We start from the raw sequence: 26229 nt of genomic DNA, 5'->3' as shown, positions 1-26229 counted from the left end.
CGGGCTGTCAAGCTCAGCGGCCGCCGGTGCTCGCCAGCACCCAGTCCATCATGTGGCGGTTGATCGGTGCCATCGGTCCGTACTGCTGGAGCCAGCTCGATCCCGCGGGCGCGACGCCGGGCAGGCGGTGCGTCGTGCCGAAGGCGTCGGGAAGCGGCAGCGCCTCCTGCACCGTGGTCAGGAACTCGCCGGGGACGCTGAAATTGTCGGCGGTACCGGGCAGCCGCCCCGCCTCCTTCGCGACGTGCCGGCCCTGCATCCGCGAGATCGGATTCAGGCCGGCGGCGTTGAAGGTGATCGCCTCGCGACCGGACGCATTGGCGGCGTGCGCGGCGAGGCCGCCGCCCAGCGAGTGGCCGACGAAGTCGACCTCGATCGACGGATCGACCCGCGAGATCGAGCGTCCGATCTCCAGCGCGCGAGCATAATGGTTCGAGGGCAGGCCGACGCCCTGGAGCCCGTTGGAGACCCAGTCGCCGGCGCGGCCGCCCGAGCCGCGGAACGCGATCGTGTATGCCTCATGGCCAGGCGTGCCGCTCGCATAGACCTCGGCGTGAAACGCGCCCCGATCGAGCATCGCGGGCTCGAGGTTGAGCTTCGCCAGCTCGCCGGCGTCGGTCACCGCCCGCGTCCCTGCCGGCAGCGTCCCGCGGCCATAGACGTGCTCGGCCAGTTGCGCCTTGGCGTGGAGTTCGGCCGGCGGCAACTCGGCCCGCGCCAGCGGCTGCGCGCCGGTGAGTGCCGGGCCTGCGTCGTTGGCGGCGGTGAGCGTCGGGGCGCGCAGCTCGCCGCCGTTGCGGGCGAGCGGGGCGAGATCGTTCGCCGCCTGGCGGGTGACGCCGGGCGCGGCTTCGCGCACCACCTGTGAGACGACGGCGTTGCCGCTCTCTCGCGCCAGCGCTTCCGCGCCGCCGCGGGCCGCGCCCTCGGCCACGCCGCGCGCGCCCGCGGTCAGGGCCGCGCGCGCCGGACCGCCGCCGACCGGGACCAGATAGGTCGCGACGGTGCCGACATCCATCCCGATCTCCTCGGTCCGGCCCTCCGCGAGCGCTGCGCCGTAGCGATCCGCCGTGTCGCCGACGAAGCCGCTGGCCGCATCCCATGCGTCCTGGAGGTCGCGGCCGACGCGGCTCGGGTCCTGGATCGCCGAGGAGACGTAGCTGCGGGTCGCATCGGCGGCGGTGCCGACCGCGCCAACGACCTTGTCGCCGAGTTCGGCGCGCGCGGCGGGGGAGACCTGCGCCTCGACCAGCGTCGTCCCCAGCTGCCCGACGGTCCCGACCAGTCCGACGCCCTCGCGCAGCACGCCGCCGGCGACGCCGACGGTGAAGCGGGTGTTCGATTCGACGCCGGTGATCGCGCCGCGCAGCCCCTGCGAGACGATGTCGTTGCCGGTGATGTGGCTGCGCGCATAGTCGGCCGCGCCGCCGAGGGCCTGCCCGGTCGCGTTGACCGCGGTCGTGATCCCGCTGCGGCCGGCTTCCGTCGCCTGGCCGATGCCGTCGCGGACGGTGGCGGCGACCGCGCGGACGTCGCCGTGGCCGATCGCGTCACCGAGCCGGCCGAAGAAGCCTTTGGGCTCCGGCGCCGGAGGGTTCCAGCCGGACCGATACGGAGCCGCCTGCGGCGCCACCGGGGATCGCGGCGGAGCAGGAGGGGGCGGCGGAGGTGACGCCTGGCGGACCGGATCGAGCATGACTCGCCTTTCGGCTGTGGAACGGCACCCGACATGGCGGCTTCGGCCCGACGCCGCCATAATCGGAACGATTAGCGGTGCGCTTGCAACCGTCGCTGCTCGGCGGGCATGAGGGCGCATGGGGTTCGCGCTGGCCGGGACTGGGGTGTACGAGCCGGCGGCGCGCGATGGCCGCCCCCGTGCGAGCGCGGTGGAGACCACCTCGACGATGGCCGCGGCCGCTGCGCGCGAGGCGCTCGCGGGCGCCGGCTGGGCGACACGCGACGTCGACGCGCTGATCGGTGCAGCGAGCGTGATGGAGCAACCGATCCCCGGGACGGCGGCGCTGATCGGGCGGCGGCTAGGTCTGGCGGGCGGCGCGACGTTCGACGTCAACGCGACCTGCCTGTCGGCGCTGGTCGCGCTCGACCTCGCCGTCATGGGGGTGACGGCGCGGCGCTGGCGACGGGTGCTGATCGCGGGCGCGGACCTGCCGAGCCGTGCCATCGATCCGGCCGATGCCGACCTCGCCAGCATCTTCGGCGACGGCGGGGCGGCGATGGCGGTCGAAGAGGGGGAGCATGAGGTGCTCGCGAGCCGGTTCGAGACCTGGCCCGACCACGTCGATCTGTGCGCGCTGGAGGCGGGGGGCACCCGGCTCGATCCGCGCGGCGATCGCGACGCTTTCCTCGCGGCGAGCCGGTTCCGGATGGCGGGGCCGGCGCTCTACCGAGCAACGGCGCGCGTCTTTCCTCCCTTCCTCGATCGGCTGCTCGCCGCCGCCGGCGTCCGTGCCGACGAGCTCGACCTGATCGTTCCGCACCAGGCGAGCCGCCCGGCGCTCGACCATCTCAGGCGGATGCTGGGCGGGGATCCTGCGCGAACGGTCGACATCTTCGACGCGCACGGCAACCAGGTCGCGTCCAGCCTGCCGCACGCGCTTCACGTCGCGCGGGTCTCCGGCCGGTTGCGGCCGGGCTCGACCGTGCTGCTGGTCGGAAGCGCGGCGGGGATCACGCTGGGCGGAATGGTGATCCGCTGGTGAGTCGCGTAGCGCTCGTCACCGGCGCGACCGGCGGTCTCGGGCGCACGCTCGCGCCGATGCTGGCGGCGGCTGGCTGGACGGTGCGCGCGACCGGGCGGCGACCCCGCGCGGGCGAGCCGATCCGCGCGCTCGATCTGACGCGCGAGGCCCCCTGCGACTTGCTGGAGGAAGTCGACACCGTGTTCCACCTCGCGGCACTGTCGGCCCCGTGGGGGCCGCACACCGTGTTCGAGGCCATCAACGTCGCGGCGACGCGGCGGCTGGCGGCGGCGGCGGCGCGCGCGGGTTGCCGACGCTTCGTCCATGTCTCGACGCCGTCGATCTACGCCGAGGCCCGCGATCGGATCGGTCTCAGCGAACGCGATCCGCCCGCGCGGCGCTTCGCCAACGCCTATGCCGCAACGAAATGGGCCGCCGAGCAGGCGCTTGCCGAGGCCAGGATCGCGGTGACGATCGTGCGGCCGAGAGCGATCGTCGGCCCGGACGATAGGGTGCTGCTGCCGCGTCTCGTCCGGGCGATCGGGCGGGGCCGCGTTCCGCTGCCCCGCGGTGGCGCGGCGCTGGTCGAGCTGACCGACGCGCGCGACGTCGCCTCCGCGCTGATCGCCGCTGCCGACTCGCCGCCGACCGTCGTCAACGTCTCCGGCGGCGCGCCGCGGCCGGTGCGCGCGATCGTGGAGCGGGTCGCGGCGCGGCTGGGGCGGCCGATCCGGATCGTTTCCGAGCCGCGCCGCGGGGCGCTGGCGCTGGGCGGCGCGCTGGAGGTGGCAGGGCGGATCGTCGGCCGCGAGCCGCCGCTGACGCGCTACACCGCGATGACGCTCGGCTGGTCGCAGACCTTCGATCTGGCGCACGCGCGCGCCCACCTCGGCTGGACCCCGACGGTCGCGCCCGAGGCGGCGATCGACCATGCGCTGGGGGACCGATGCGCCGGGTGATCCTCACCGGGTTCCGGGTCGGCCATTGCCGCCACCCGCAGGCGATGACGATCCGCGGCGGCCGCTGGGCGCCGATCGAGTTTCCCGCGCTCGCCTTCCTAATCCGCCATCCCGAGCAGGGCTGGGTGCTGTTCGACACGGGCTACGATCCCGCCTTCTGGCGGGCGACGCAGCCGTTCCCCGAACGCCTGTACCGCTGGGCGACCCCGCCGACGCTGCGCGCGGGGGAGGACCTCGGCGCACAACTGGCCCGCGTCGACGTCGACCACCGCGACGTCCGCCACGTCGTCCTGTCGCATTTCCATGCCGACCACATGGCGGGAACGCACCGCTTTCCGAGCGCGACGATCCATGCGGCGCGCGCCGGATATGACGCGATGTGCGAAGGCGGCCGGCTGGCGAGCGTGCGCCGCGGGATGCTGCGCGCGCTCTCGCCTTCCGACCTGCCCGCGCGCACACGCTGGTTCGAGGATGCGCCGTGCGTCGCGCTCCCGGGCGATCTCGCGCCCTTTGCGGACGGCGCCGACCTGCTCGGCGACGGCAGTCTGCTGGCGGTGCCGCTGCCGGGGCATTGCCCCGGCCATTGGGGGTTGGTGGTCCGCGAGGAGGCCGGGCTCCACTTCCTCGTCGCCGACGCGGCCTGGTCGAGCGCCGCGATCCGCACCGACACGCCGCCGCCCTGGCTGACCGCGACGCTGCTCGGCGACGCGCGGGCGGGCCGGGCGACGCTGCACGACCTTCACCGGCTGCGGACCCGCAATCCCGACATCCGCCTCACCCCCTCGCACTGCGCCGAGTGCGCCGCGCGGCTGTGAGCGGGTTGGTGATCGTCACCGGGGCGCGGGCGCCGGTGGCTCTGGAGGTCGCGCGGTCGTTCCGCGCGCTCGGCTGGACCGCCCATCTCGCCGACTCGGTCCCGGCGACCGCCGCCCGCTGGGCTCGCCCGTCGTTTCCGGTCCATCGCCTGCCGTCGCCGCGGAGGCGCTTCGCCGAGTTCCGAGCGACGGTCGCTCGGCTGGTCGAGTGGACCGGAGCGACGCTGGTCGTGCCGACCTGCGAGGAGGTGTTCTATCTCGCCGCCGCGCAGCCCCCCGCCCCGCTGTTCGCGCCGTCGCTCGACGTGCTGCGCGAGCTCCACTCCAAGGCCCGGTTCGCCGAACTGGCCGTGCGCGCCGGACTCGCCATACCCGCGACGCGGCCGATCACCGATCGTGCGCAGCTCGTCGATCTCGAACGCGATCGAACCGTGCTCAAGCCGGAGTTCTCGCGCTTCGCCGCGGCGACGCTGGTCCGCCCGACGCGCGCCCAGCTCCGCCCCCTCCGGCCCACGCCCGAGCACGCCTGGGTGGCGCAGGAGTATGTCGCGGGCGAGGAGCTGTGCCTGTGGTCGGCCGTGCGCGAGGGGCGGGTGACCGCGCACGCGCTCTACCGGCCGGCGCTCCGGCATGGGCGGTCCGCCGCCTACGCCTTCGAGGCGGTCGACTGGCCGCCGGCGGTCGCGATCGCCGATCGCATCGCTGCGGCGACGGGAATGACCGGGCATCTCTCGTTCGACCTGATCCGCACGCCGGACGACCGCGCCGTGCCGATCGAATGCAATCCGCGCGCGGTCAGTGGCGTCCATCTCTTCGCCGGCGATGCGCTCGCCCGCGCGATCCTCGGCGAGCCGCGGTCCGCGCCGGCCGCGGGGACACGGCGGCATCTCGCGCCGGCGATGGCGCTGATGTGCGCGCCGCGGGCCGCCGTCCGCGGCGACCTCCGCGCGTTCGTTCGGACGTGGCGAGAAGGGTCCGACGCGATCGGAAGACCAGGCGACCGCCGGCCCGTCGCCGGCGCGATCGTCGACGCCGCTCGCTTCGCCGCGCTGGGCCTCACGCGGCGGCGGAGCCCGACACGCCAGACCACCGCCGACATCGAGTGGAACGGCGAGCCGATCGGATGATCGTGTTCGATCCCGCCGATCCGGCGGCGCGCTGGGCCGACATCCCGGTGGCCGAGCGGGCGTACATCGCCGCACTGGCGGAGGGGGTCGGCGCGCGCGTGGCCAACGTCGATCCGCGCTGGCTGGCGCTCGCGAGCGGCGGGCGGGTGCTGCCGGTGACGGTCGACGACGGCGCGCGACGCGACAGCTATGTCTGCTCCCCCACGGCAGCGTATGTCGCATATGCGCAGCGGGAGACCGAGATCGTCGGCATGCGCGGCGGCAGCGTGGTGCGCGGCGCGCTCGGCGGGGCGGGAGCGCTGCTGCGCGCGGCGCGGATCGACCGGGTCGTCCATGTCGACAATTGGCTGCTGTCCACCAATCTCCACGGCGATTGGGAGGGCCGCGACCTGCCGGCGATCCGGGAGCTCCTCGCCACGCGCTTCCCCGATCACCTGCTCGCAATCCGATCGGTCGACGCCTGGTCGAGCCCGGCGCTGGCGGCGGCGGTCCGTGCGGACGGGTGGGCGATGGTCCCCTCGCGCCAGGTCTGGGTCGTCGACGACCTCGCGCGCGACTGGCTCGGGCGCAACGCCTACGGCAACGACCGGCGCCTGGTCGCGCGCTCGGGGCTGACGATCAAGGCCGCGCGCCCGGAGGACGCCGATCGGATCGCCGACCTCTACCGCCAGCTCTACGTCGCCAAATACAGCTCGCTCAATCCCGTGTTCACAGGCCGCTGGATCGGCGAGACGATGGCGTCGGGGCTGATCGACTACCACGTCGCGCGCGACAGCAATGGTCGTGCCGTCGCGGTCGCCGGGCTGCTCGCGCGGGGGGACGTGGCGACGCCGCCGGTGGTCGGCTACGACACCGGGTGGCCGCAGTCCGCGGGGCTGTACCGGATCGCGTCGTGGATGTTCATGCGAAAGACCATGGAGCGGGGATTGCGGCTTCACGGCTCGGCCGGCGCCGCGCATTTCAAGCGGTTGCGGGGCGCGCGGGGCGTGATCGAACATTGGGCGATGGACGCGCGCCATCTCTCCCGTCCACGCCGCCTCGCGATCGCGGCGCTGGCAGCGGGGCTGGAGCGCTGGGCGGTACCGATGATGCGGCGGCACGGCTGGTGAGCTGGCCCGCCGCGATCGCCGCCGGCTGGCACCCCGTCGCCGAAGCCGCGCGGCTCGGACCGCGACCGCTCGCCCGGCGGTTGCTGGGCGCCTCGCTCGTCGTCTTCGCGGGCGAGCGGGGGCCGGTCGTGCTGCGGGACCGCTGCCCGCACCGCGGCATGCCGCTGTCGCGGGGGACGGTCGCGGCGGGGCGGATCGTGTGCCCGTACCATGGCTGGGCGTTCGGCGCGGGCGGGGCGTGCCGGGCGGTGCCGGGCGCGACCGCGGTGCCGGACATCGCCGCCGAGGCGCTACCCGTCCGGGTCGAGGCGGGCCTGATCTGGACGACGCTCGGTGGGGGACCTTTTCCGGCGCTGCCGCCGACGATGACCGACCCGGCGCTCGACCGCTTCTGGTGGGCGCCGGGCGCCTCGTCGGCACGGGTACTCGACGCGCTCGAGAACCATCTCGATCCCGCGCACCCGCATCTCGTCCATTCGTGGATGGTCCGGGCGCCGGGCGGACGGACGCCGACCCGCGTCACGATCGAGATCGCGACCGATCGCGCGTCGGCGACCTACCATGAGCAGGGGCGGGCGACCGGGCTGATCCCGCGCCTGTTCGAAGGCCGCCGGGCCACCAGCATCGGTCGGCTCTGGCCGCCGACGATCGGCGAGGTCGCGTTCGAGGGACCCGACGGAATGCGCCTGTCGATCGCGGTCGTCTTCGCACCCGAGGACGCCGCCACCACGCGCCCCTATGCGCATTTCGCGACGCCGCGCGGCCGGACGCCGGCGTGGCTCAAGCGTGCGTTGCTGAAGGCGGTCCATTGGCCGATCCTGGCGCAGGATCGCCGCGTGCTGGCGGCACAGGCGTCGCGCGAGGGGCCGTACGCCCTCGGCCCGCTCGACGTCATGGGCCCGGCGATCTGGGACTTCGCGAACGGTCGGGCGCCCGCGCCGCGGGTCTATGAGGCCGAGATGCTGCTCTGATCGTCGCGCCAATCGCGGCGGACACGGCGGAGCTTGGTCGCATCGGCTGGCGGGACGCCGTGGCCGACCGCGATCTCCGCCGCCGCCCCGATCCGCGCGAGCGCCGCGGTCAAAGCGCGCGACACCGCGTCCGCGTCCGCGCCCGCGGGGATCGCCGCCGCGATGTCGTGAGGGCCGGTCTGGACGATGCGGAAGTCGTCGATCCGCGGATCGGCGTCGAGCAGGGCATTGCGGAGCACGTCGGGGCTGACGGCGACGCCGCCCAGTCGCAGCATGTCGTCGGCGCGACCCGCCACCGCCGCCACCGCCTGAAACGCCGACCCGCACGGGCAGCGATCGTCGGACAGCCGCAGCAGATCGTTCATCCGGTAGCGCGCAATCGCCTGCGTGCGGCGGGTGAAGTCGGTGACGATCGGCTTGGCGAGTGTGCCGTCCGGCTCCCATTCGAACGCGACGACGTCCTCGGCGAGATGGAGCGTCCCGTGCGCGCACGACACGCCGAACAGCCCCTCCGTCGCCATGTAGATCTGCCGCACGGGACGCCCGGTCGCCACCGTGATCGGCCCGGCGTCGACGGGATCGAGCACCTCCGCGGCGCTGAACGCGGTCACGCCGCGAGCGAGCAGCCCGCGCTCGGCGAGCAGCCGCAGGATCTTGGGCGGCGCGACGACCGTATCGGGCGCGAAGGCGGCGAAGCGATCGCTCCAGGCGTCGACGCCGTCCGCGAGATCGAACAGGCCGAGCCGGATGCGGCTGCCCCCGTGCGCCGAGGCGTAGAGCCGGGTGAAGCCGGGCAGCGCCAGCGCCACGCTGTGCCGACGCCACAGGGCGTCGGGAAGCGCTTTCGCCAGGAGCGTGCCGAGCCAGACGTAGCACTCCGCCTCGCTGACGACGAAGTAGCCGCGATTGCCGCTCGTCCCGGTGCTGCATCCGATCGTCCGATCGCCGATCCGGTTTTCCCCGTCTGCCAGCGCCGCACGCACCTCGTCGAGCGCCAGCCCCGGCGCGTTCATCGCTGCGAAGTTCGCGAGCACGGTCGCCTTGTCGGTGATCGGCCAGGTCTCCGGCCGATCGGGATCGATTCCGGCGTAGAAGGGCATCGACCGCGCGAAGTGGCGGCCGAGCGCGGCGAGCCGGCGCTGTCGATAGACCGCGATCGCGGGGCGAGAGGTGAGCGTCGCCGCCCGCCACCGCGCCAGCGCATAGGCGCGCGCCGCGATCGTCAGCCCGCGCATCGCGGGAACCCGCAGCCGCCGCACCCGGTTGTCGCACCGGGCCAGTCGGGAGGACGGCGATGATCGGAGTGGCGGTGGTGATGATGGCGCAGGCCCCGGTGGACGCGGCGACGCGCAAGGCGATCCTCGACGCCGCCCGCGTCCCGGTCGCGGCGAAACTCGGCAAGCCGGTGCTGTTCAAGGTCATGCATCTGCGAGTCAGCGATGACTGGGCGTTCCTGCGCGCCGAGATGCAGGGGCCGGGCGGCGCGCCGGTCGACTATGCGGGAACGCCGCTGGCCGATGCCGCGGCGAACGGCGCGGCGTCGCACGTCTATGCTGCGTTGCTTCGGCGGCGCGGCGCGGCTTGGCACGTGGTCGACACCGCGGTTGCGCCGACCGATGTCGCGTGGATCGACTGGGCGGCCCGCCACGGCGCACCCCAGGCGATCTTCGGCTGATGCCTCAATACGTTCCGTGCGCCTGGCCCGGATAGGACCAGGTAAGCGTCGTCTTGAGGTCGTAGGTCGAGAGGACGACGTTTCCACGATTGCGTTCATACGCCATCGCCGGCCGGCCATCGAGCTTGCCCGCCCACCAGCCGGTCTGCTGACGGGCGACGAACACGAACGTCCGGCTTCCCGAACGGAGCACCAGGCGGTGGACGCCGCCCGGCTTCGCGGTGTCGCCGAGTTGACACGCCCGTTCCGGCGCATAGTCGATCGCGCAACGCACGGCGGTCGTTTGCGCGGCGGAGGGCGCGGCCGAAGCGGCGACGCCGGCGAGAGCGAGAAGGAACCTCATCGCGCTCCCCAACGTCGCCCTCCCGTGCCCGGTTCCTGTGTCAGCGCGCGATGTCGTTCGCGCGTTGCGCCCGGCGGACCGCCTCGCCCGCGGTGTCGGCCGGCCGCTCGTAGAGCCGGCAGACGATCGACGCCGCGTCCCCCGGCGTCGTCGCGCCCTTGAGCGCATTGCCCGCGGCGCCGTTGCTGTGGGTCAATTCATACTGGACGAAGCGCAGCTGCTCGTCGAACGAGGAGCCGTGGATGTCGTGGCCCGACCACGCCTTGAAGTCGGCCTGGCGCGGACCTTCCCACTGCGCCAGTCCATATCCCGGCCCGCCGCCGATCTGGTTAATGCCCGCGTCCATCCCGCTCTCGGCGTCGAGGTTGGCGACGATGCCGATCGCCTGCGCGCGGCTCCAGCCCTGGTTCTGGAAGAAGCCGATCGCCTGGTCGATCTTCTGCGAGCGCGATCCGCCGCCGGTCACCGCCGGCGAGGCCGCGGGCGCCTGCTCGCTCGCCGGCGCGCGCAGGATCTTGGCGCCGTGGCTCAGCGCCCAGGACAGGTTGCCGTAGCCGATCTTCTGCGTGCCGTCGGCGTTGGTGTTGTTCGATCCGATCATCTTGCCGTCGCCGGCATAAATCTCTGTGTGCGACACGCCACCGCCCTGGATGATGACGACGTCACCGGGCTTCGCCTGGGCGGCGGACACCTCGGTCCAGCCGCGGCCGCGCAGCGTCGTGTTGAGCTGCGCGACCGAATCGGTGTGGAGGTTGCCGGGCAGCTGCCCCGCCTCGGTCAGCACCGCCGACACGAAGTTCGCGCAGCAGATATTGCTGGGCACGCCTGCGTTCATCGGCAGATTGTCGTTGGCATTGCCCTTCAGCGAGGACGCATTCTGGCCGAGATACTTCTGCGCGGTCGCGAGGACGTTGCCCGTTCCGCCGCCTGCGGTGGTGCCGCTCGTCCCCGTGACGCCGCCGCTGCCGCCGGTTCCGTGGCTGCCGCCGGGAATGGTCAGCGTCTGGCCGGGGTGGATGAGATTGGGGTTCGCGATGCCGTTCGCTTGGGCGATCGCCTGGTAGCTGGTGCCGTATCGGCCCGCGATCCCGCTGAGCGTGTCGCCGGCCTGCACGGTATAGCTCGCGCCGCCGCCCTGGCCCGCGGGGATCGTGACGTGTTGGCCCGGCCGGATCAGATCGGGGTTGCCGATCTGCGGATTGGCCCGCTCGAGCGCGGCGAGGCTGACGCCGCGGCTCTGCGCGATCCCGGACAAGGTATCGCCCGCCTTGACGATGTAGCTCGATTCGCCGCCGCGCGATCCGCCTGCGACGTTGCTGGTCTGCTGAACTGCTCCGACGGTCATGAGTCCGCTCCCGGATGGATAGGGTGCGGATCGTGGTACGCCGCACGGGCGGCGGCGTCGCTAATCGGAACGCTTAGGCGTCACAGCCGCTCGCGCCGCTCGACCCGGTAGGTCATCTCAGAGCCGAACGCCCGCACCGCGGCGCGCAGATTGGCGTCGGACGCGGGATCGCGCGCGATCGTCTCGATCAGCTGGAACGCGGTCGGGCCGTAGCGCTTGCTGGCGAACAGCGGCAGCGCCGCCTCGGGCACGACGCGCTCCGCGCCCGGCCACCGCGACAGGCACGCCAGCCCGGCGACCGTCGCGCGAAGCTCCTCCGGCGAGATGTCGGCGTGTTTGACTCGCCCCGACGTGCGATATTCGGCCGGATAGGTACGGTCGAAGTCGGCGATCACCGCCGCCTGCGTTCCCGCGTCGGCCGAGGTCGGGGTGCGGCACGTCGATGCGCCGCGCGCGCCGAAGCCGATGCGCCCGTCCGCGCTCGCGGTGGCGACCGCCGGTCGACCGTCGAGCAGCCGCATCCGTCCATTCTCATATCGGAAGCGGATCGGCGGGCCGCCCGCCGCGGTCGCGGCCATGGTCACGACATAGCCGGTTCGGCCGACGCCGCCGCGCGCCGCGGCGGCGCACGTCCCGAACGGCTCGCTCGTCACCGGCGCACCCGCACTCGGCGCGAACACCACCAGATAGCGGACCGGACAGTCCCCGGCCGCCTCGCCCCGGATCAGATGGTAGGTTCCGCCGCGGGTCCGCGTGCTCGCGGCCACCGCGATGCGGTCGACCAGCTGCGCGCCGAACGGGCGCGAGATCACGATCGACCCGAGCGCCAGCGCCTGCTCGCTGCCGGCGCTGACGACCGCAATCGCAGGCTTTGCCCGCGACGCCGTCCGAGCCGCCGCCGGCGATACGGCGGTGAGCCCGATCGCAAGCGAAAGGATGGTTCGACGGATCATGATGGCGCCCCTCACGTCGGCCTGGATCGCCGGCACAGCGCGCCAGAAGCGGTGGCGGTTCCCTTAGAGCCCCGCCGCCCGCGACAGCTGCCCGGTCGCCGCGCCGAGTCGCTGGAGCACACCGTCGACCCCCTCGCTGGCGGGAGCATCGAGCGCCGCGTCGAGCGCCTGGCCGAGCCCCGCCACCTGCCGGTCGCCCGGCGCGCCCGACAGTCCGGCGACGTGGACGAGCGCGGCGCGGGTGAAATCCTCGAGACCGCGGCGCAGGTCGCCCTCCTGAGTCGGGGAGGCGCCATGCTGTCGTGCGATGTCCCCCGCAAGCTGGTCGAGCCCGTAGATGTCGCCGCGCCGCGAGAGGACGGCGGGATCGGCGCGAAAGCCGTCGGTTCCACCCGCACGCTCGGCCCAGGCGGCGGAGCCCGCGCTGCTGCCGCCGCTCGCGCCGACCCAGGCCAGCACGCGGTGACCGAGGCTGCCGATCGTCTCGGCAACGGTCGTGCGCGCGCCCGACGCCTGCGTCTGCCCGGTCGGGGCGAGCGGCGACGTCGAGGAAAGGCGGTCGATGCTGGTCATGGCTCGGTCCTGCGGCCGCATCTCTCGCGACCTTCGGTGGGAATATGGCGGCCGCGGCGAGCGACCGCCATCGTCGTTTCGATTAGTCGGCGAAGCGATCGAGCGGGCTCGGCTGTTCGACCAACTTGTCGAACGCGGTAGGCCGCTCGCGCAGACCCTCCGACTGCGTCTCGGTGGCGGAGTCCTGTGCCGCCATGGTGCTGTCGGATTGCTTTTCGGCGGGGGTGGCGTGGGCGACGTCGAGCACCTTCGTGCCGGCGACGCTCGCTCCGAGCGAAATGGACATGGGACACGCTCCTTTCGAAGCCTGTCCCATGCCACAGGCGCCGTGCGGGCGCGCTAGTCGATGCGATTACTGAAGGCCGTTCGCGGTCAGCGTCATCCGCGTGAGATCGATCTGGTACGAGGCCTTGACCCCGTTGACCGCCGCCGCGCGCATCGGCCCGGAAGCGCCGGGGTTCTTCGCGCCCTCGGTGGCGAGCGAGCCGGAGAACATCGCCTGGATGAGGCTCGCCTCGGCGATCTCCTGCTTCAGCGCGTCGCTCGCGGACAACATGCCCGGCGTGTCGGCCATCGCGAGCGCGATCTGACGCCGCAGGCCGTTCATCTGGGCGCGCGTCGGATCGCCGCCGTTGGCGCGCGAGGCGTACCACGCCGAGGCGAGATAGAGCGCGGTCGCGTCCACCACGTTGTTCGGCGACATGCCGTACGGCGCCATGTACTTGACGATCCCCGCCCGGAACTTGCCGCTGGCGAAGAAGGCGCGCAGCGTCGCGGCTTCGCCCGCGTTCATCTTGGCCGCGAGCGCGACCGTGCGCGCGTAGACCTGGTTGCGGGCCGCGGACACGGGGCGGAAATTGGCGCGGGCCAGCGCCTGCGCGGGGGCGATCGTCGGCCGCGCCGCCGCCGGGCGGCGCTGCGCGATGCGCGTACCGATCTGTCGCCGGGCGTAGCTGCCCGCCGCGGCGGTGCCGGCGTAGCCGACCATCGTCGTGGGATTGAGCGCGAACACCTGCGCCGAGGCGGGGGCAGCCGCCCCGATCAGCGACACCGTCACGATCCAGCCGAACGACTTCATCTCTCGTCTCCCGTCTTCCTCTTCCGAACGAACGAAAGGGCGGCCGGGAATGATCCCGGCCGCCAGTCTCACGCCCGTCAGGTGATCAGCCGCCCTTGCGCGCGGCGGTGGTGAGCGACTCGCCGGCCGTCTTCAGGGCATTGGTCGCCGAGTTCATGAACAGGCCGAACTCCTGGCTCTTGGCCGAGAACTCGAGGCTGGCGCTCGGGTCCGACTTGTCGGCGGCCATCTTGTCGGCCATGTCCTGCATCTCGCCGGCCAGCTTGTCGGCCTTCTCGCCGAGTGCGCGCGCCATCGCCATCAGCCAGCTGCCGCCCTTGCCGCCGGCCTTGGCTTCCTTGGCCTCGGGTCCGCCGGCGATGTCGCTTGCGGTCTTCATCAGCGTGTCGAGGAGCTTGCGGCCCATGTCGGCGGCGTCGGTCACGCCGGCGCCGGCCGCCTTGGCGAAGCCCTCGGCCGCCTCGCTGAAGTTCTGGATGCCACCGAGCGGATCGCCCGAAGCCATCGCGAACTGACCCTGCGCCGCGTCGATCATCGGCTGCGGCAGGTGAAGCATGTCGCCGACCTTCTGGATCAGGTTCTGGCCGAACGACGAGATCAGGTTCTTGCCGGCGAGGTTCGCGACCGCGCCCAGCGGAGTCGCGCTCAGCGCCTTGGTGACCATGCTGACGGGGTTGAGATTGAGAGCCATGACGATGTCCTCCAGTGAATGATCGGTTCGCACTCCCGATCAGCGGTGGCGATGCCGTCGCCTCGGGATGACCCCTGTATGGCGACGCCGCGGGGCAGATGCGCTCAGCGGAACGACTAGACGCGCTAGTCGAAGCGACTAGTCCGCCGGGTAGAACAGCAGACCGGCCAGTGCGGCGAGCTCGCGCATGCCGTCGAGCTCGAGCTTGCGCGCGACGTTGGACAGGTGGACGCGCACGGTGTTGTCCGAGATCATCAGCAGGGTCGCGATGTCGGCGTTCGAACGTCCCCAGCCGAGGAAGCGGATACAGGTCAGCTCCATCGGGGTCAGCCGGAGCAGCGACTCGCGATGGCGCTTCGGCACCCGCGCCGCCTCGACCATATGCTCGCCGAGCGCGACCGGGGCGGCGGCGCCGGGCAGCGCGTCGGCCTTGCGCAAAAGTTCGGCGATCGCGGCGAGCCGTTCGTCCTCCGCCGCGACCTCGGTCACCGGGGTAGGCCCGCGAGGATCGCGCGGATCACCTCCGGTCGGCTGGCGATGTCGCGCACGATCGCGGTGACGAAGCTGCCGGTCAGGAGCAGCAGCACGAACGTCGCCGCGAACGCCTTGATCGACAAGGACAAGGTGAAGACGTTCAGCTGCTGCGCGAAGCGGTTCATCAGCCCCAGCGCGGCGTCGATCAGGAACAGGACGGTGAGCGCTGGTGCGGCGAACAATGTCGCCAGCACCATCAGCCGGCCGAACTCGCCCTCGAACAGCGACAGGCTGCGCCCGTCGAGCACCGGCATCGGCGCGGCGATCGGCCAGATCGCATAGCTTTCCATGATGACGCGCAGCAGGATCGACAGCCCGCCCATCGACACGAAGACCACGCTCGCCAGTCGCCCGAGGAATGCACCGTTGAGCGAGGTCTGGTGGCCGGAGAGCGGATCGACCACCTGCGCCAGCGTCGCCCCGACCTTGGTGTCGATGATCTGCCCCGCCGACTCGAGCGCCCACAGCACCGAACCGAAGAAGAAGCCGATCACAAGGCCGACGAACACCTCCTTGACCAGGATCGTCGCCCATTGCGCCGGTCCCAGGATCGAGGGGTCGAGCGGCGGCTGGATCGCCAGGCTGACGATCCCGAGCGACACGAAGATCGAGTTGCGGACGAGCGCCGGCACGGTCTCGCTCGCGAACATCGGCAACAGCATGAACGTGGCCGCGACCCGCGCGGTCGCGACGCCCAGCAGCAGGATCTGGTCGGCCCAGCCGCCCACCCTATTTCCGGATCATGGCGGGGAAGTCGGTGAAGATGCGGTCGCTGAACCGGTAGAGCGAGCCGCCGAGCAGCGCCGAGGTGACGAACAAGGTCAGCACGATCGCGAAGAACTTCACCGTATATTGCAGCGTCTGTTCCTGGATCTGCGTCGCCGCCTGGACGATCGCGACGATCAGCCCGGCGATCGAGGCGACGATGATCGGCGGCGCGGAGAGGACGAGGACGAGCCACAGCGCGTCGTTGGTGAGGTTGACGAAATCGCCGTTCATGGCAGCGCCCCGCTATACATAGCTGAGCACCAGGCCGTGCGCGAGCTTCACCCAGCCGTCGACGAGCACGAACAGGAGAAGCTTGAACGGCAGCGAGATCGTGGTCGGCGACAGCATCATCATCCCCATCGCCAGCAGGATGTTCGAGATGACGAGATCGATCACCAGAAAGGGGAGGAAGATCAGAAACCCGACCTGGAAGGCGAGGGAGAGCTCGCGCACCACGAAGGCGGGGATCACGACGATGAAGTCGCGGTCGGTCATCGTCTGGACGCGGTTCGGGTCGGCGACGCGCTGTGCGGTGCGCAGGAAGAAGCCGCGCTCGCTGGGCGCGCTGTGCTTCAGGAGGAAGGCGCGAAGCGGCTCCTTGCCGGCCTCCACCGCATTCAGCATGGTCCCCGTCGAGGACAGGACGCTGCCGCCCGCAGGCGGCGGGGCGCCCGCCTCGCCCTGCGCCTGCTGGATGGTGTTCTGCGCGATCGCCGCCTGCATCTGCTGGCCGACCGGATACATGACGTAGAGCGTCAGCACGAGCGCCAGGCCGTTGAGGACGATGTTGGGCGGCACCTGCTGAAGGCCGAGCGCGTTGCGGAGCAGGCTCAGCACCACGACGATCTTGGTGAAGCTGGTCACCATCACCGCGAAGAACGGCGCGATGGCGAGCGCGATGACGACGACGAGCGCGGAGCCCGGCGTGAAGGTCGACAGCTCCATGCGCGCTCAGCCCTCGACCGCGCCGGCGGGATCGCTCGCGACTGCGGTGAACAGGACGCCGAAGCCGTCCCCCACCGCCATCAATTCGCCGGTGCCGATCACCGCGCCCCCCGCGACCACCCGGACCGGGAGCGTGCCTCCCGTGCGCGGCACGGGCAGGACGCTGCCTGGCGCAAGCCCGGCGACGTCGCGCGCCGAGAGCATTCCGCCCTCGATTTCAATCGTCGCCGGCACCTTCATCCGATCCCAATCGACGCCCGAGGCCCCCGGCGCGGGTTCGGCGCGGTCCGCGGGCGCGGGAACGATCTCATCCTGCAAGGTCATGCTTCCCTTCATCGGTTCGAGCCGGCCCTGAACGACGCCGCGGCGCCCCGGCAGGAGAATACGCGCACTCAGGGGCATCGGCCCCAGCAGGTAGAGGTCGCCGACCGCAATCGTCCCGAGATGGATCGCAGGCAGCGGCGGCGCGTCGATCTGCGCCGTCCAGGGCGCGTGCAGCGACGCAAGGAGCGCGCTTTCCGCGCCCGGCAGCGTCGGCGGGCCGACCTCGCCTTCGTCGGGGACGGCGACGATCAGCCGGTGGCGGATCGCATGCCGCGCGCACGACGAGTCGAGCCGAAGCAGGATCGCGTCGTCGGGCGGATCGAGGGTGAGTCCTTCGGGGTGGAGATCGGCGCCGATCGCGCTTTCCAGCGCGACGACCAGCGGCTCGATCGCGCCGAGCAGGCGCGCGGCGACCGCAGCGTCGGGGCCGCCGGCCGCCCCGGTCAGCCGAACCAGCTCGCCGTCGACGAGCAGCGGCGCGATCGCCACCCGCCGCGACCCCGCACCGAAGGATACCCAGGCAGAGGCGGCGCGGCGGTCCCGGCCGAGCGCGACCCGGGCGGCCAGCGTCTGCTCGCCGAGGCGACGGGCGTTGAGCGCGGCGATCAGCCGCGTCTGGCGGAGCGCGCGTCCCTGGTCCAGCGAGGGCAGGCGATCGTGCAGCGGCAGCGGACGCTGGCTCACGCGCGAACCTCCTCGGCGGCGTCGGTGCGGCCTTCGCCCCAGTTGCGCAGCAGCGTCACCGACCCGGCGGAGACGCCGATCAGCATCAGCTCGCCCTCCGCCTCGACCAGCATCAGCCGCTCGCGCTGACCGACCGCGAGCGCGCGCACGAAGCGGAGCTGGCGCTGCGGCTCGCCCTCGCGCGTGCCGATCCCGCGCTCCTGCCATTGGCGCAGGAAGCGCAGGCAGACGTAGGCGAGCCCCAGCACGATCGCGAGCGCGATCACCATGCCGATGAACCCCGTGACGGCGGTGCCGATCGCCGTATCCATCAATGCGCCTCCTGCGCCTGTGCGCGTTCCAGGTCGTGGTGCTGCGGGGCCTCGCCGCTGCGGACCTTCTTGGCCCAGAGGATGATCTGCGCGATCGCCTCGAACATGTCGCGCGGAATCAGCTCCTCGACCGCAGCGTCCTCGTAGAGCTTGCGAGCGACCGTCACGTGGCGGACGATCGGCACGCCCGCCTCCTCCGCCGCCTCGCGCATCGCCTGGGCGAGCGGACCCTCGCCCTTGGCGGCGACGATCGGGACGGGCGAGCTGTCGGCGTCGTAATCGATCGCGATGGCGATGTGGGTGGGGTTGACGACCAGCACGTTCGCCCCGCGCGCCGCCCCGACGGCGTTCTGCGACGCCCATTCCTCGTGCAGCTGGCGGCGGTTCCCCTTGAGGAGCGGATCGCCCTCGTTCTCCTTATGCTCCTGGCGGATGTCGCGCAGGCTCATCCGCATCTTCTTCATGAAGCTGTGCTTCTGCCAGCCGAAGTCGAGCACGGCGACCAGCACGAACACCGCGAACGTCCACAGCAAGGCCTGGCGGACGAGCGCGCCGGTGTAGGCGAGGACCGAAGCCGCCGCCGCCCGCCCGTCGGTCGCGGCGGCGGGCTGGAGCAGAGGGCCGGTGCGGTCGATGATCTCCGCCAGCGAGCCCTTCAGCACCAGCCACAGGATCAGCACGATCAGCGCCGCCTTGGCGAGCGTCTTCAGCGCCTCGATCAGATTGTCCATGCTGAACATCTTCTTCAGCCCCTCGACGGGGTTGAGCTTGTCGAGCGAGGGCTTGAGCTTCTCGGTCGTGAAGACGCCGCCGGCTTGGAGGAACTCGGTCAGCAAGCCGGTCGCGGCGGCCGGGATCAGCGCCACGGCGGAGATCGCGACGAGCGTCCACACGGCCTCCACCCCAAGCGACCTGGCGGCGAGATCGAAGGGCTGCGACCCGGAGAGCAAGGCGAAGCCGTGGTCGAACAGCGCCGCGATCCGTGCGCCGGCAAAACCCGCCCCGAAGATGAAGACGATGAACCAGACGAACAGCGTCGCCGTTGCGGTGACGTCTTTCGACTTCGGCACGTCACCCTTCTTGCGCGCGTCGGCGAGCTTCTTGGGTGTCGGCTTCTCGGTCTTGTCGCCGCTGTCGTTCTTCTCGGCCACGCACTGCTCCCGCCGTCCCGATCACGCCTCTGCGCGGACCGGCCGCTCCGTCGGAACGTTCGTCGTCGCCAACGACGCCACAAAGACGCCATAATATGTCGGACCGCAGGACCCGTTCGCGTGTTCGACCGCGTACTAATCGGCTCGTCTACAGCCGAAGTCAAGCTCGCGACCGATCGACCGGCGTCAACAAAGTGTCATTTCCCAGCAGGATAGTCGCCGCGTTGATACCGAATCGTCCAGATCGGGGGCGATCGTGCAACGATGTCGACGCTGAAACATTGCGCCATAAAACAGCCTTAATGCAAGACGGATCGTGGAAATTGCGGGACGAGCCGAGCCGAACCGGGGTGGTCGGATCGAGGCCGCGGCGCCATCCTTATGGACGTGGGCGTTCGTCGCCCCGGATCGCAGGACCCCGCGATACCAGAAGACCCCCCGCGCCAGCCATGGCCGGAAGGGGAGGAAAGGAGCGGTGGCATGACGGCCAAACGGACGATCGCGCTGACAATTGCCTTGGGCGGCGGGGCGCTCGTCGCGTCAGTCGCGGCCGGCGCGCCCCGCGCGACCGATTGCGGCGCGTCCACGATCTCCGCACGCTTCAGCGAGGCGGCACGCTTCTGCACTGGCGGCGTGGCGTCCCCGGCGCCGGCGCCCGCCGTCGCTCCCGCCCGGCCGATCGTGGTGCGGGAGACCGCCAATGTCAGCGTCAGCATGCCCGGCTATCGCCGCCGCCTTGCCGCCGCCGTCCAGCAGGTCCGGAGCCGCGGCGGCGCCGCGGCCCCCGACGCTCTGATTGTCGCGATCGGTCGTCAGTACCGGATCGACCCGCACCTGCTCGCCTCGATGGTGTCGACCGAATCGGCCGGGCGCATGAACGCGGTCTCGAACAAGGGCGCGCTGGGGCTGATGCAGGTGATGCCGGGCACCGCGCGCAGCCTGGGTGTCCGAAACCCGCGCGCGCTGCTCACCAACCGCCCGCTCGCGCTCGCCACGGGCGCCGCATATCTGAAGCAGCTCCAGGGCACGTTCGGCAACAACGTGCCGCTGGTGGTCGCCGCCTATAACGCCGGACCCGGAGCCGTTCGGAAATACAAGGGCGTGCCGCGCTACCGCGAGACGCAGGGCTATGTCCGTACCGTGATCGGCCGCTATGCCGCGTCGCGCGGGATGGTGTCGGGGGCGGGGCGGTGAGCGTCCAGCATTATCTCGCCGCCGACGCGCGGCCGGTGAAGCAGGGGTTCGCGGCGCGCTTCGCCGACGTCGGGCTTGCGGCGCTGGTGGTGATGATCATCGCGGCGATGATCCTGCCGCTGCCGACGATGCTCATCGACCTGCTCGTCGGCATCAACATCACCTTCGGCGTCATGCTGCTGCTGACCACGCTCTACGTCCGCGGCGCGCTGGAGTTCTCGTCCTTCCCGTCGATCCTGCTGATCTCGACGCTGTTCCGGCTGTCGATCTCGATCGCGACGACGCGGATGATCCTGGTCCAGGGCCACGGCGGGCACATCATCCAGACCTTCGGGACGATGGTCGCGGGCGGCAACATCGTCGTGGGACTGGTGGTGTTCCTGATCATCACCGTCGTCCAGTTCATCGTCATCGCCAAGGGCGCCGAGCGCGTGGCCGAGGTCGCGGCGCGGTTCAGCCTCGATTCGATGCCTGGCAAGCAGCTCTCGATCGACAGCGACCTGCGCTCGGGCCTGATCGACAAGGACGAGGCGCGCCGCCGCCGACGCGTGCTCGAGCTCGAGTCGAAGCTCCACGGCAGCCTCGACGGCGCGATGAAGTTCGTGAAGGGCGACGCGATCGCCTCGATCGTGATCGTCGTCGTCAACCTGATCGGCGGGCTCGCGATCGGCGTCATGCAGCAGGGGCTCGACCTCGGCGCCGCCACCCACAAATATTCGATCCTGACGATCGGCGAAGGGCTGGTCGCGCAGATCCCGGCGCTGCTCGGTGCGATGGCGGCCGGGCTGATCGTCACCCGCACGAGCGACGAGGACGATCCGAGCAACCTCGGCCAGACGATGCAGCGCCAGCTTTCGGGCAATCCGCGCGTGCTGCTGGGGGTCGGCGCGATCGCTTTCCTCATGGCGCTGGTCCCGGGCTTTCCGGTCGCGGTGTTCCTCGGGCTCGGCTTCGGCGCGATGCTCACGGGCGCGGCGATCCATCCGCGGCTCCAGCCGCTGATGCTCAAGCATCTCGGTCCGATCCGCACGATGCTGCCGGGGCAGCGCGAGACGCCGCCGCCGGTGACGCTGGTGGCGCAACCCGCCGTGGCCAAGCCGGTCGTACCGCTCCTGCTCGAGCTTTCGGGTCCGCAGCCGAACGCCGCCGAGGGCGCGGAGCTGGCGTCGGCGCTCCAGGACATGCTGGAGCGGTTGCAGTATCGCTCGGGCGTGCCGCTGCCGCGGCTCGCGATCCATTTCATGGCACCCGAGGCGCGTCCCGCCTGGCAGCTGCTCGCCTACGAACTGCCGGTCGGCAACGGCGAGCGCGGCGACGCCGGCGCGCTGGTCGCCGCGATCGAGGGCGTGCTCCGCCGCAACCTCGCGCGGTTCCTGGGCGTGCAGGAGGCGGTGAGCCTGCTCAACACCATCGGCGAGGACTATCCGGAGGTGGTGAAGGAAGCGGTCCGCGCGATCCCCGCCGCCCGCATCGCCGAGGTGATGCGCCGTCTCGCCGAAGAGGAAGTTCCGCTCCGCAACATGCGCGACGTGCTCGAGGGGCTGACCGAGGCCGCGCAGAGCGAGCGCGAGACGCCGCGGCTCGCCGACATGACGCGGATCGCGCTGAAGCGCTACTTGATCGATGCGACCGCCGCGCAAGGAGAGATCCGCGCCTTGGTGGTGACGCCCGAACTGGAGGCTATGGTGCGCGACTCGACCCGGATCGTCGACGGGGCCGAGCGGCTGGCGATCCAGCCCGAGGTCGCGCAGAGCCTGGTCGCGACGATCGCCGAAACGGCGGCGACGACCCGCGCCAACGCCTTGGTCACCAGCTTCGAGGTACGCCGCGCCGTCAGGAAACTGATCGAGCCCGATCTGTTCGATCTGCCGGTGCTGGCGTTCAACGAGCTGTCGGCGATGACGCGGCTCGAGATGGTGGGGCAGATCGGGCTGCCGCCGGGCGGGATCGCGCACGACGCCGCGACCCCCGCGCCCGAGCCGATGGCGGCGGAATGATGATCATGGGAGAACAGGGCTTGAAGCGACGTCGACCGATCCTGCTGACGGGGAGCACGATGCTGCTGGCGACCGCCACGGCGAGCTGGGCGATGGCGCCGAGCGGACCGGCGTCGCCGCGGCCGGTGTCCCGGACCATCCCGCTGACCGTGCAGGCGGTTCCCGACGCGATGGCGACGCCGCCGCTCGCGGCCGGGCGCACCGCCACCACCCAGCTGGTCCCGCTCGCCGCGCGGGCGACCCCGCCCGCCCCGGCTCCCAATGCCGCGCCGACTCCCGGCGGCAGCGTGAGCGTCGGGACGACGGCGGCCGCGGGCCAGCCCGGCGATCTGGTGCTGTCGCCCCGCGATCAGCCGATCTCCTCGTTCCTGCGCGACCTGTTTGGCCGAGTGGGTCGCCCGGTTGTGCCCAGCGCCAACCTGACGGGAACCGTCAACGGCGTGTTCCGCGGCTCCGTCGCGAAAATTTACGCCGACGTGGCGCGTGCGTTCAACCTGGTCAGCTACGACGACGGCGCCGCGCTCTACGTCTATGCGGCGAGCGAGGTGTCGGTGCAGACGCTGGACGTCGGCATGGCGGCGGCGCAGCGGGTGGCCCGCCAGGTCGCGTCGCAGCGGCTGGTCGACCGTCGCAACTTCGTCCGGATCGCCGCCGACGGCAACCTGGTCGCGAGCGGCACCCCGCGGTTCCTCCAGCAGGTGACCCAGCTCGCCCGCGGCGGCGGCGGCGCGGCGAACGTTCCTACGGGAAGTCCGCTCGCGGGCGGTCTCTCCGCGCCGATCGGACCGCCCCCACCGACGCCGCTCGAGTTTCGGGTGTTCTATCTCAAATACGCGCGCGCCGAAGATACCGTGACGAGCGCGGGCGGGCGGGAATTGCGGTTGCCCGGCCTGGCGACCATCCTTCAGAACCTGGTCCTCGACCAGCGACCGGGCGGCAGCGCTCCGGCGCCGGGCTCGACCCCGAGCTTCGGTGCGACGCTGGTCCGCCAGAGCCAGCCGCGACTGAAGGGGCAGGGGCTCGGCGCCGTCCAGCCGAACACGGCGCAGACGCCCTCGCTGGGATTGCCGGTGCCCGGCCTCTATCCCAATCAGGGAGCGAGCGACGTGCTCGGCTACGGTGGCGGCGACGGCGGTACGGTCGCGCCGCTGACGAGCGACATCGTCCGGATCGAGCCCAATCCGTATCTCAACGCGGTGATCGTGCGCGACGTGCCCGAGCGGATGGCGGCCTATGATTCGCTGATCCGCGCGCTCGACGTCGAGCCGCAGGTCGTCGAGGTCGAGGCGTCGATCATCGACATCGACACCGAAAAGGCGCGCAAGCTCGGCATCAATTGGCGGATCGCGACCAGCGGCTTCGGCTTCCTGTTCGGGGACGGCACGGACAACGACCGCCGTCTGATTGGCCGCGGCAGCAACTCGCGCCGCGCCGTCGACCGGATCACCCCGGCCGCGAAGGGCGGGACGATCTCGACCATCATCGGCGACCAGCAGCAGTTCCTGGCCCGGATCACCGCGCTGGAGACCGAGAACGTCGCGCGCATCGTCTCGCGCCCGCAGGTGCTGACGCTGTCGAACGTCGAGGCCGTCTTCGACCGCACCCGCACCTTCTACGTCAAGGTCGCGGGCCGCGAGGAGGTGGACCTGTTCAACGTCGTCGCGGGCACCGTGCTCCGGGTCAACCCGCACGTGTTCCGCGATCAGGACCAGACCCGCATCCGGATGATCGTGAACGTCGAGGACGGCTCGATCAGCGAAGAGTCGCTGGTGGAGGACCTGCCGATCGTCGAACGGTCGAGCGTGTCGACCCAGGCGATGGTGGTCGATGGCGAGAGCCTGCTGGTCGGCGGCATGACCACCGACGCGGACACCAACAGCGCCTACAAGATCCCGCTGCTCGGCGATATTCCGCTCCTCGGCAATCTCTTTAAGATGCAGCAGAAGCGGCGTGCGCACACCGAGCGGCTGTTCCTCATCACGCCGCGTCTGGTGTCGCTGGGCGCGCGGGTCGGCCCGGCGACGGTGACCACGACGACGCAGGTCGCCCCGCAGCCGGTCCGCCCGGTCGATCCCAGCGGGAGGCCGCTGCCGTGACCGCCGCTGCGCCTGTGCTGCGCGTCCTGTCCGGCCGGCTCGCCGGGACGGAGAAGGCGCTGCCCGCAACCGGCGCGGTGTCGATCGGACACGCCTTCTGGCACGACGTCGTCGTCCGCGATCCGGCGACCAAGGGCATCGCGGTCGACCTCGCGCTCGACGCGGACGGCGCGGCTACCGCAACCGTGCTGGAGGGCGAGGCCGAACTGCTGGGCCGTGCGATCCCGGCGGGCGAGACCGCGATCGTGCCGCCCTACGTGCCGCTGACGATCGGCGGCGTCGCGCTCGCCTGGGGTGAGGGCGAGAGCCCGCGCTGGCAGGACGCGACCGGGCTGATCGCCGCCTCGCCCACGCCGCCCGATGCGCCGCCGAGCGCGCGCGACCACGCGCTGGCCGTCGCCGGGCGCGCCGGCGAGGGGCTGGGCGCGATGCTCACCCGCGGCCGCGTCACCGCGCTCGCCGCCGCGGTCGGCGTCGTCATCGTCGCCACCGCGACCATGCCGGTGGTCGATGCGCTCAATCTGCGCGGGACTCCCGAGGTTCGGGTGGAGCGCGCGCTCGGCGCGGCGGGCCTTGCGGGGCTCGACGCGAACGAGGACCCGGCGAGCGGCGCGGTGACGGTCACCGGTGTCGTTGCAAGCGAGGGCCAGCGGCAGCGGGCGATCGCGACTCTGCGCGACACGGGCGTTCCCGGCAGCGTCGCGGTGATGACCAGCGCCGACCTCGCGCGTGCGGTCGCCGACGTGGCGCGGATCCACGGGCTTCAGGCGGTGGCTCGGCCCACCGGGCGCACCACCGTCGAGCTGCGCACCACCCCGCTCGAGCCGGGCGCGGCGGCGAAGCTGGCGCAGGCCGTGCGCGGCGACGTCCGCGCGTTGACCGCGCTGAGCATGCGCGACGATCTGCCGCCGGTCGATCTCGCTCCGCTGAAGAGCATCCAGGATGCGACCAAGAAGGTGTCGACCGTCGTCGGCGGCGATCCGGGATTCATCCAGACCGTTGACGGGGCTCGCTATTTTCCCGGCGCGGTGATGCCCAGCGGGCACCGGCTCGTCGCGATTCAGGGGAATACCGTCGTATTTGAGAGAGGCGGGCGTGAGACCCGCGTAGCGTTCTGAGCGTTAAAGGGTTTGCCAAAAGGAGTAACGACGATGACCGATATTTCGAGCACGAGCGGCCTTGGCATGATGGCGGCCTCGCCGCTGACGAGCAGCCGGATGAACAAGGGCGGCGGCAGCGGCCCGGGCACCTGGTTCGAGGCGCTCGCCGACGCCTGGGGCCAGACGCTGGACGGGCAGGCGCAGCGGATCGAGCAGATGTCCAATCAGGTGGGCGAGGGCGGCGGGGATAATCCCTCGCAGATCACCAAGCTGACCGCGGAATCGATGCGGATGAGCTTCATGGCGAACAGTTCGTCGTCGTCGATCGACAGCGTCGGCAAGGCGCTCGAGACCATGGCGCGCAAGGGCTAAGGAGAGGATCCCATGTCGATCGAAGCCATTGCGGCGGCGAGCGCCGGGATCGGCGCGGGGGCGATGCCTCCGCCCGAGACGGTGCAGGCCGGTCCCAACGCCTCCATCGCCGACATCGCCAGCTTCCAGTCGTCGATGACCGCCGCCTCGGCGGCGCCGGTCGGCGGCCCGGACGCGCTGAGCCCCGCGCTCAAGTCGATGTTCAGCCAGCTGGAGAAGGTCAACGGCGAGGCCAAGAACGTGGCCGACTATGCCAATGCCGCGTCGCTGAAGGGCGCGGACATGACGCCTGGCGAGGTGGTGAACCTGACCATGAAGTGCCACGAGTTCATGTTCCACTGCCAGCTGACCTCGAACATCGCCAACCGCACGTCGGACGGCATCCAGCAGCTGTTCCGGCAGCAGTCGTGAGACG

Annotated in this window: 29 protein-coding genes; 13 read left to right on the top strand and 16 right to left on the bottom strand. The window is 71.6% G+C overall.

Going from position 1 to position 26229, the window contains the following annotated elements; all coding sequences use genetic code 11:
• Positions 1 to 13: 13 nt before the first annotated feature.
• Positions 14 to 1696, bottom strand: coding sequence for a Tle-like phospholipase domain-containing protein (locus tag AC4GYY_RS07020; protein WP_491119555.1), 1683 nt, complete (start codon positions 1694 to 1696; stop codon positions 14 to 16).
• Positions 1697 to 1814: 118 nt separating this feature from the next.
• Here AC4GYY_RS07020 and AC4GYY_RS07015 point away from each other — a divergent pair, with 118 nt between their 5' ends.
• Genes AC4GYY_RS07015 through AC4GYY_RS06990 form a run of 6 tightly spaced genes read left to right on the top strand, consistent with a single transcriptional unit; the run spans position 1815 to position 7680 of the window.
• Positions 1815 to 2720: a 3-oxoacyl-[acyl-carrier-protein] synthase III C-terminal domain-containing protein gene (locus tag AC4GYY_RS07015; RefSeq protein WP_491119554.1), complete on the top strand. Its 906-nt coding sequence runs from the start codon at positions 1815 to 1817 to the stop codon at positions 2718 to 2720.
• Positions 2717 to 3658 (top strand): NAD-dependent epimerase/dehydratase family protein, encoded by a 942-nt coding sequence (locus tag AC4GYY_RS07010; protein ID WP_491119553.1) that lies wholly within the window; start codon positions 2717 to 2719, stop codon positions 3656 to 3658. Before AC4GYY_RS07015 ends, AC4GYY_RS07010 begins: the two co-directional genes overlap by 4 nt.
• Positions 3646 to 4473, top strand: a complete 828-nt coding sequence (locus AC4GYY_RS07005; protein WP_491119552.1) for an MBL fold metallo-hydrolase — start codon at positions 3646 to 3648, stop codon at positions 4471 to 4473. The genes AC4GYY_RS07010 and AC4GYY_RS07005 overlap by 13 nt, the downstream gene beginning before the upstream one ends.
• Before the next feature lie 8 nt (positions 4474 to 4481).
• Positions 4482 to 5600, top strand: a complete 1119-nt coding sequence (locus tag AC4GYY_RS07000; RefSeq protein WP_491119551.1) for an ATP-grasp domain-containing protein — start codon at positions 4482 to 4484, stop codon at positions 5598 to 5600.
• 2 nt (positions 5601 to 5602) lie between these two features.
• Positions 5603 to 6709: a GNAT family N-acetyltransferase gene (locus AC4GYY_RS06995; protein WP_491119550.1), complete on the top strand. Its 1107-nt coding sequence runs from the start codon at positions 5603 to 5605 to the stop codon at positions 6707 to 6709.
• On the top strand, positions 6706 to 7680 hold the full coding sequence (locus AC4GYY_RS06990) for a Rieske 2Fe-2S domain-containing protein (protein WP_491119549.1): 975 nt from the start codon (positions 6706 to 6708) through the stop codon (positions 7678 to 7680). The genes AC4GYY_RS06995 and AC4GYY_RS06990 overlap by 4 nt, the downstream gene beginning before the upstream one ends.
• Here AC4GYY_RS06990 and AC4GYY_RS06985 read toward each other — a convergent pair.
• Positions 7656 to 8939 (bottom strand): hypothetical protein, encoded by a 1284-nt coding sequence (locus AC4GYY_RS06985; RefSeq protein ID WP_491119548.1) that lies wholly within the window; start codon positions 8937 to 8939, stop codon positions 7656 to 7658. The genes AC4GYY_RS06990 and AC4GYY_RS06985 overlap by 25 nt on opposite strands.
• 35 nt (positions 8940 to 8974) lie before the next feature.
• On the opposite strand from AC4GYY_RS06985, the gene AC4GYY_RS06980 reads away from it, so the two are divergent.
• A complete protein-coding gene (locus AC4GYY_RS06980) occupies positions 8975 to 9355 on the top strand; it encodes a hypothetical protein (protein ID WP_491119547.1) in 381 nt (126 codons plus the stop codon).
• A gap of 4 nt (positions 9356 to 9359) precedes the next feature.
• Here the strand turns inward: AC4GYY_RS06980 and AC4GYY_RS06975 are convergent, their stop codons facing one another.
• The 14 genes from AC4GYY_RS06975 to sctU all read right to left on the bottom strand — a co-directional run bounded on the left by AC4GYY_RS06975 (position 9360) and on the right by sctU (position 19055).
• Positions 9360 to 9698 carry a hypothetical protein gene (locus AC4GYY_RS06975; protein ID WP_491119546.1) on the bottom strand — a complete coding sequence of 113 codons (339 nt, stop codon included), beginning with the start codon at positions 9696 to 9698 and terminating at the stop codon, positions 9360 to 9362.
• A gap of 40 nt (positions 9699 to 9738) precedes the next feature.
• Entirely contained in the window at positions 9739 to 11043 is a 1305-nt protein-coding gene (locus AC4GYY_RS06970; RefSeq protein WP_491119545.1) for a phage tail tip lysozyme, read from the bottom strand.
• Between the two features lie 80 nt (positions 11044 to 11123).
• Positions 11124 to 11996 (bottom strand): hypothetical protein, encoded by an 873-nt coding sequence (locus AC4GYY_RS06965; protein ID WP_491119544.1) that lies wholly within the window; start codon positions 11994 to 11996, stop codon positions 11124 to 11126.
• 63 nt (positions 11997 to 12059) lie between these two features.
• A complete protein-coding gene (locus AC4GYY_RS06960; RefSeq protein ID WP_491119543.1) occupies positions 12060 to 12569 on the bottom strand; it encodes a hypothetical protein in 510 nt (169 codons plus the stop codon).
• Positions 12570 to 12651: 82 nt separating this feature from the next.
• Positions 12652 to 12855 (bottom strand): hypothetical protein, encoded by a 204-nt coding sequence (locus tag AC4GYY_RS06955; RefSeq protein WP_491119542.1) that lies wholly within the window; start codon positions 12853 to 12855, stop codon positions 12652 to 12654.
• A gap of 66 nt (positions 12856 to 12921) precedes the next feature.
• Positions 12922 to 13647 carry a DUF6683 family protein gene (locus tag AC4GYY_RS06950; protein WP_491119541.1) on the bottom strand — a complete coding sequence of 242 codons (726 nt, stop codon included), beginning with the start codon at positions 13645 to 13647 and terminating at the stop codon, positions 12922 to 12924.
• A gap of 85 nt (positions 13648 to 13732) precedes the next feature.
• The gene (locus AC4GYY_RS06945; protein WP_491119540.1) at positions 13733 to 14338 is read right to left on the bottom strand and encodes a hypothetical protein; all 606 of its coding nucleotides are present in this window, start codon (positions 14336 to 14338) and stop codon (positions 13733 to 13735) included.
• Between the two features lie 138 nt (positions 14339 to 14476).
• Positions 14477 to 14827 (bottom strand): helix-turn-helix domain-containing protein, encoded by a 351-nt coding sequence (locus AC4GYY_RS06940; protein WP_491119539.1) that lies wholly within the window; start codon positions 14825 to 14827, stop codon positions 14477 to 14479.
• Positions 14824 to 15600, bottom strand: a complete 777-nt coding sequence (sctT, locus tag AC4GYY_RS06935) for a type III secretion system export apparatus subunit SctT (RefSeq protein ID WP_491119538.1) — start codon at positions 15598 to 15600, stop codon at positions 14824 to 14826. Before sctT ends, AC4GYY_RS06940 begins: the two co-directional genes overlap by 4 nt.
• 1 nt (position 15601) lies before the next feature.
• A complete protein-coding gene (sctS, locus tag AC4GYY_RS06930) occupies positions 15602 to 15871 on the bottom strand; it encodes a type III secretion system export apparatus subunit SctS (RefSeq protein ID WP_491119537.1) in 270 nt (89 codons plus the stop codon).
• Positions 15872 to 15883: 12 nt separating this feature from the next.
• Complete coding sequence (sctR, locus tag AC4GYY_RS06925) at positions 15884 to 16585, bottom strand: type III secretion system export apparatus subunit SctR (RefSeq protein WP_491119536.1); 702 nt, start codon at positions 16583 to 16585, stop codon at positions 15884 to 15886.
• A 6-nt stretch (positions 16586 to 16591) separates the two neighbouring features.
• Positions 16592 to 17593: a FliM/FliN family flagellar motor switch protein gene (locus tag AC4GYY_RS06920; protein WP_491119535.1), complete on the bottom strand. Its 1002-nt coding sequence runs from the start codon at positions 17591 to 17593 to the stop codon at positions 16592 to 16594.
• Positions 17590 to 17904, bottom strand: a complete 315-nt coding sequence (locus tag AC4GYY_RS06915; protein WP_491119534.1) for a FliO/MopB family protein — start codon at positions 17902 to 17904, stop codon at positions 17590 to 17592. The genes AC4GYY_RS06920 and AC4GYY_RS06915 overlap by 4 nt, the downstream gene beginning before the upstream one ends.
• Positions 17904 to 19055: a type III secretion system export apparatus subunit SctU gene (gene sctU / locus AC4GYY_RS06910; RefSeq protein WP_491119533.1), complete on the bottom strand. Its 1152-nt coding sequence runs from the start codon at positions 19053 to 19055 to the stop codon at positions 17904 to 17906. Before sctU ends, AC4GYY_RS06915 begins: the two co-directional genes overlap by 1 nt.
• Before the next feature lie 480 nt (positions 19056 to 19535).
• Between sctU and AC4GYY_RS06905 the strand changes: the two genes are divergently transcribed.
• The 6 genes from AC4GYY_RS06905 to AC4GYY_RS06880 are packed head-to-tail and all read left to right on the top strand — an operon-like array spanning position 19536 to position 26225.
• On the top strand, positions 19536 to 20249 hold the full coding sequence (locus AC4GYY_RS06905) for a lytic transglycosylase domain-containing protein (RefSeq protein ID WP_491119532.1): 714 nt from the start codon (positions 19536 to 19538) through the stop codon (positions 20247 to 20249).
• Positions 20246 to 22246 (top strand): FHIPEP family type III secretion protein, encoded by a 2001-nt coding sequence (locus AC4GYY_RS06900; protein WP_491119531.1) that lies wholly within the window; start codon positions 20246 to 20248, stop codon positions 22244 to 22246. Before AC4GYY_RS06905 ends, AC4GYY_RS06900 begins: the two co-directional genes overlap by 4 nt.
• Before the next feature lie 20 nt (positions 22247 to 22266).
• Positions 22267 to 24342, top strand: coding sequence for a type III secretion system outer membrane ring subunit SctC (sctC, locus tag AC4GYY_RS06895; protein WP_491119530.1), 2076 nt, complete (start codon positions 22267 to 22269; stop codon positions 24340 to 24342).
• Positions 24339 to 25460, top strand: a complete 1122-nt coding sequence (locus AC4GYY_RS06890; protein WP_491119529.1) for a hypothetical protein — start codon at positions 24339 to 24341, stop codon at positions 25458 to 25460. The genes sctC and AC4GYY_RS06890 overlap by 4 nt, the downstream gene beginning before the upstream one ends.
• 33 nt (positions 25461 to 25493) lie before the next feature.
• On the top strand, positions 25494 to 25814 hold the full coding sequence (locus tag AC4GYY_RS06885; RefSeq protein WP_491119528.1) for a hypothetical protein: 321 nt from the start codon (positions 25494 to 25496) through the stop codon (positions 25812 to 25814).
• A 12-nt stretch (positions 25815 to 25826) separates the two neighbouring features.
• Complete coding sequence (locus tag AC4GYY_RS06880) at positions 25827 to 26225, top strand: hypothetical protein (RefSeq protein WP_491119527.1); 399 nt, start codon at positions 25827 to 25829, stop codon at positions 26223 to 26225.
• Positions 26226 to 26229: the final 4 nt, after the last annotated feature.

The sequence above is a fragment of the Sphingomonas sp. SP6 genome (assembly GCF_058313435.1).
This window is presented reverse-complemented; position numbering and strand designations above follow the sequence as displayed.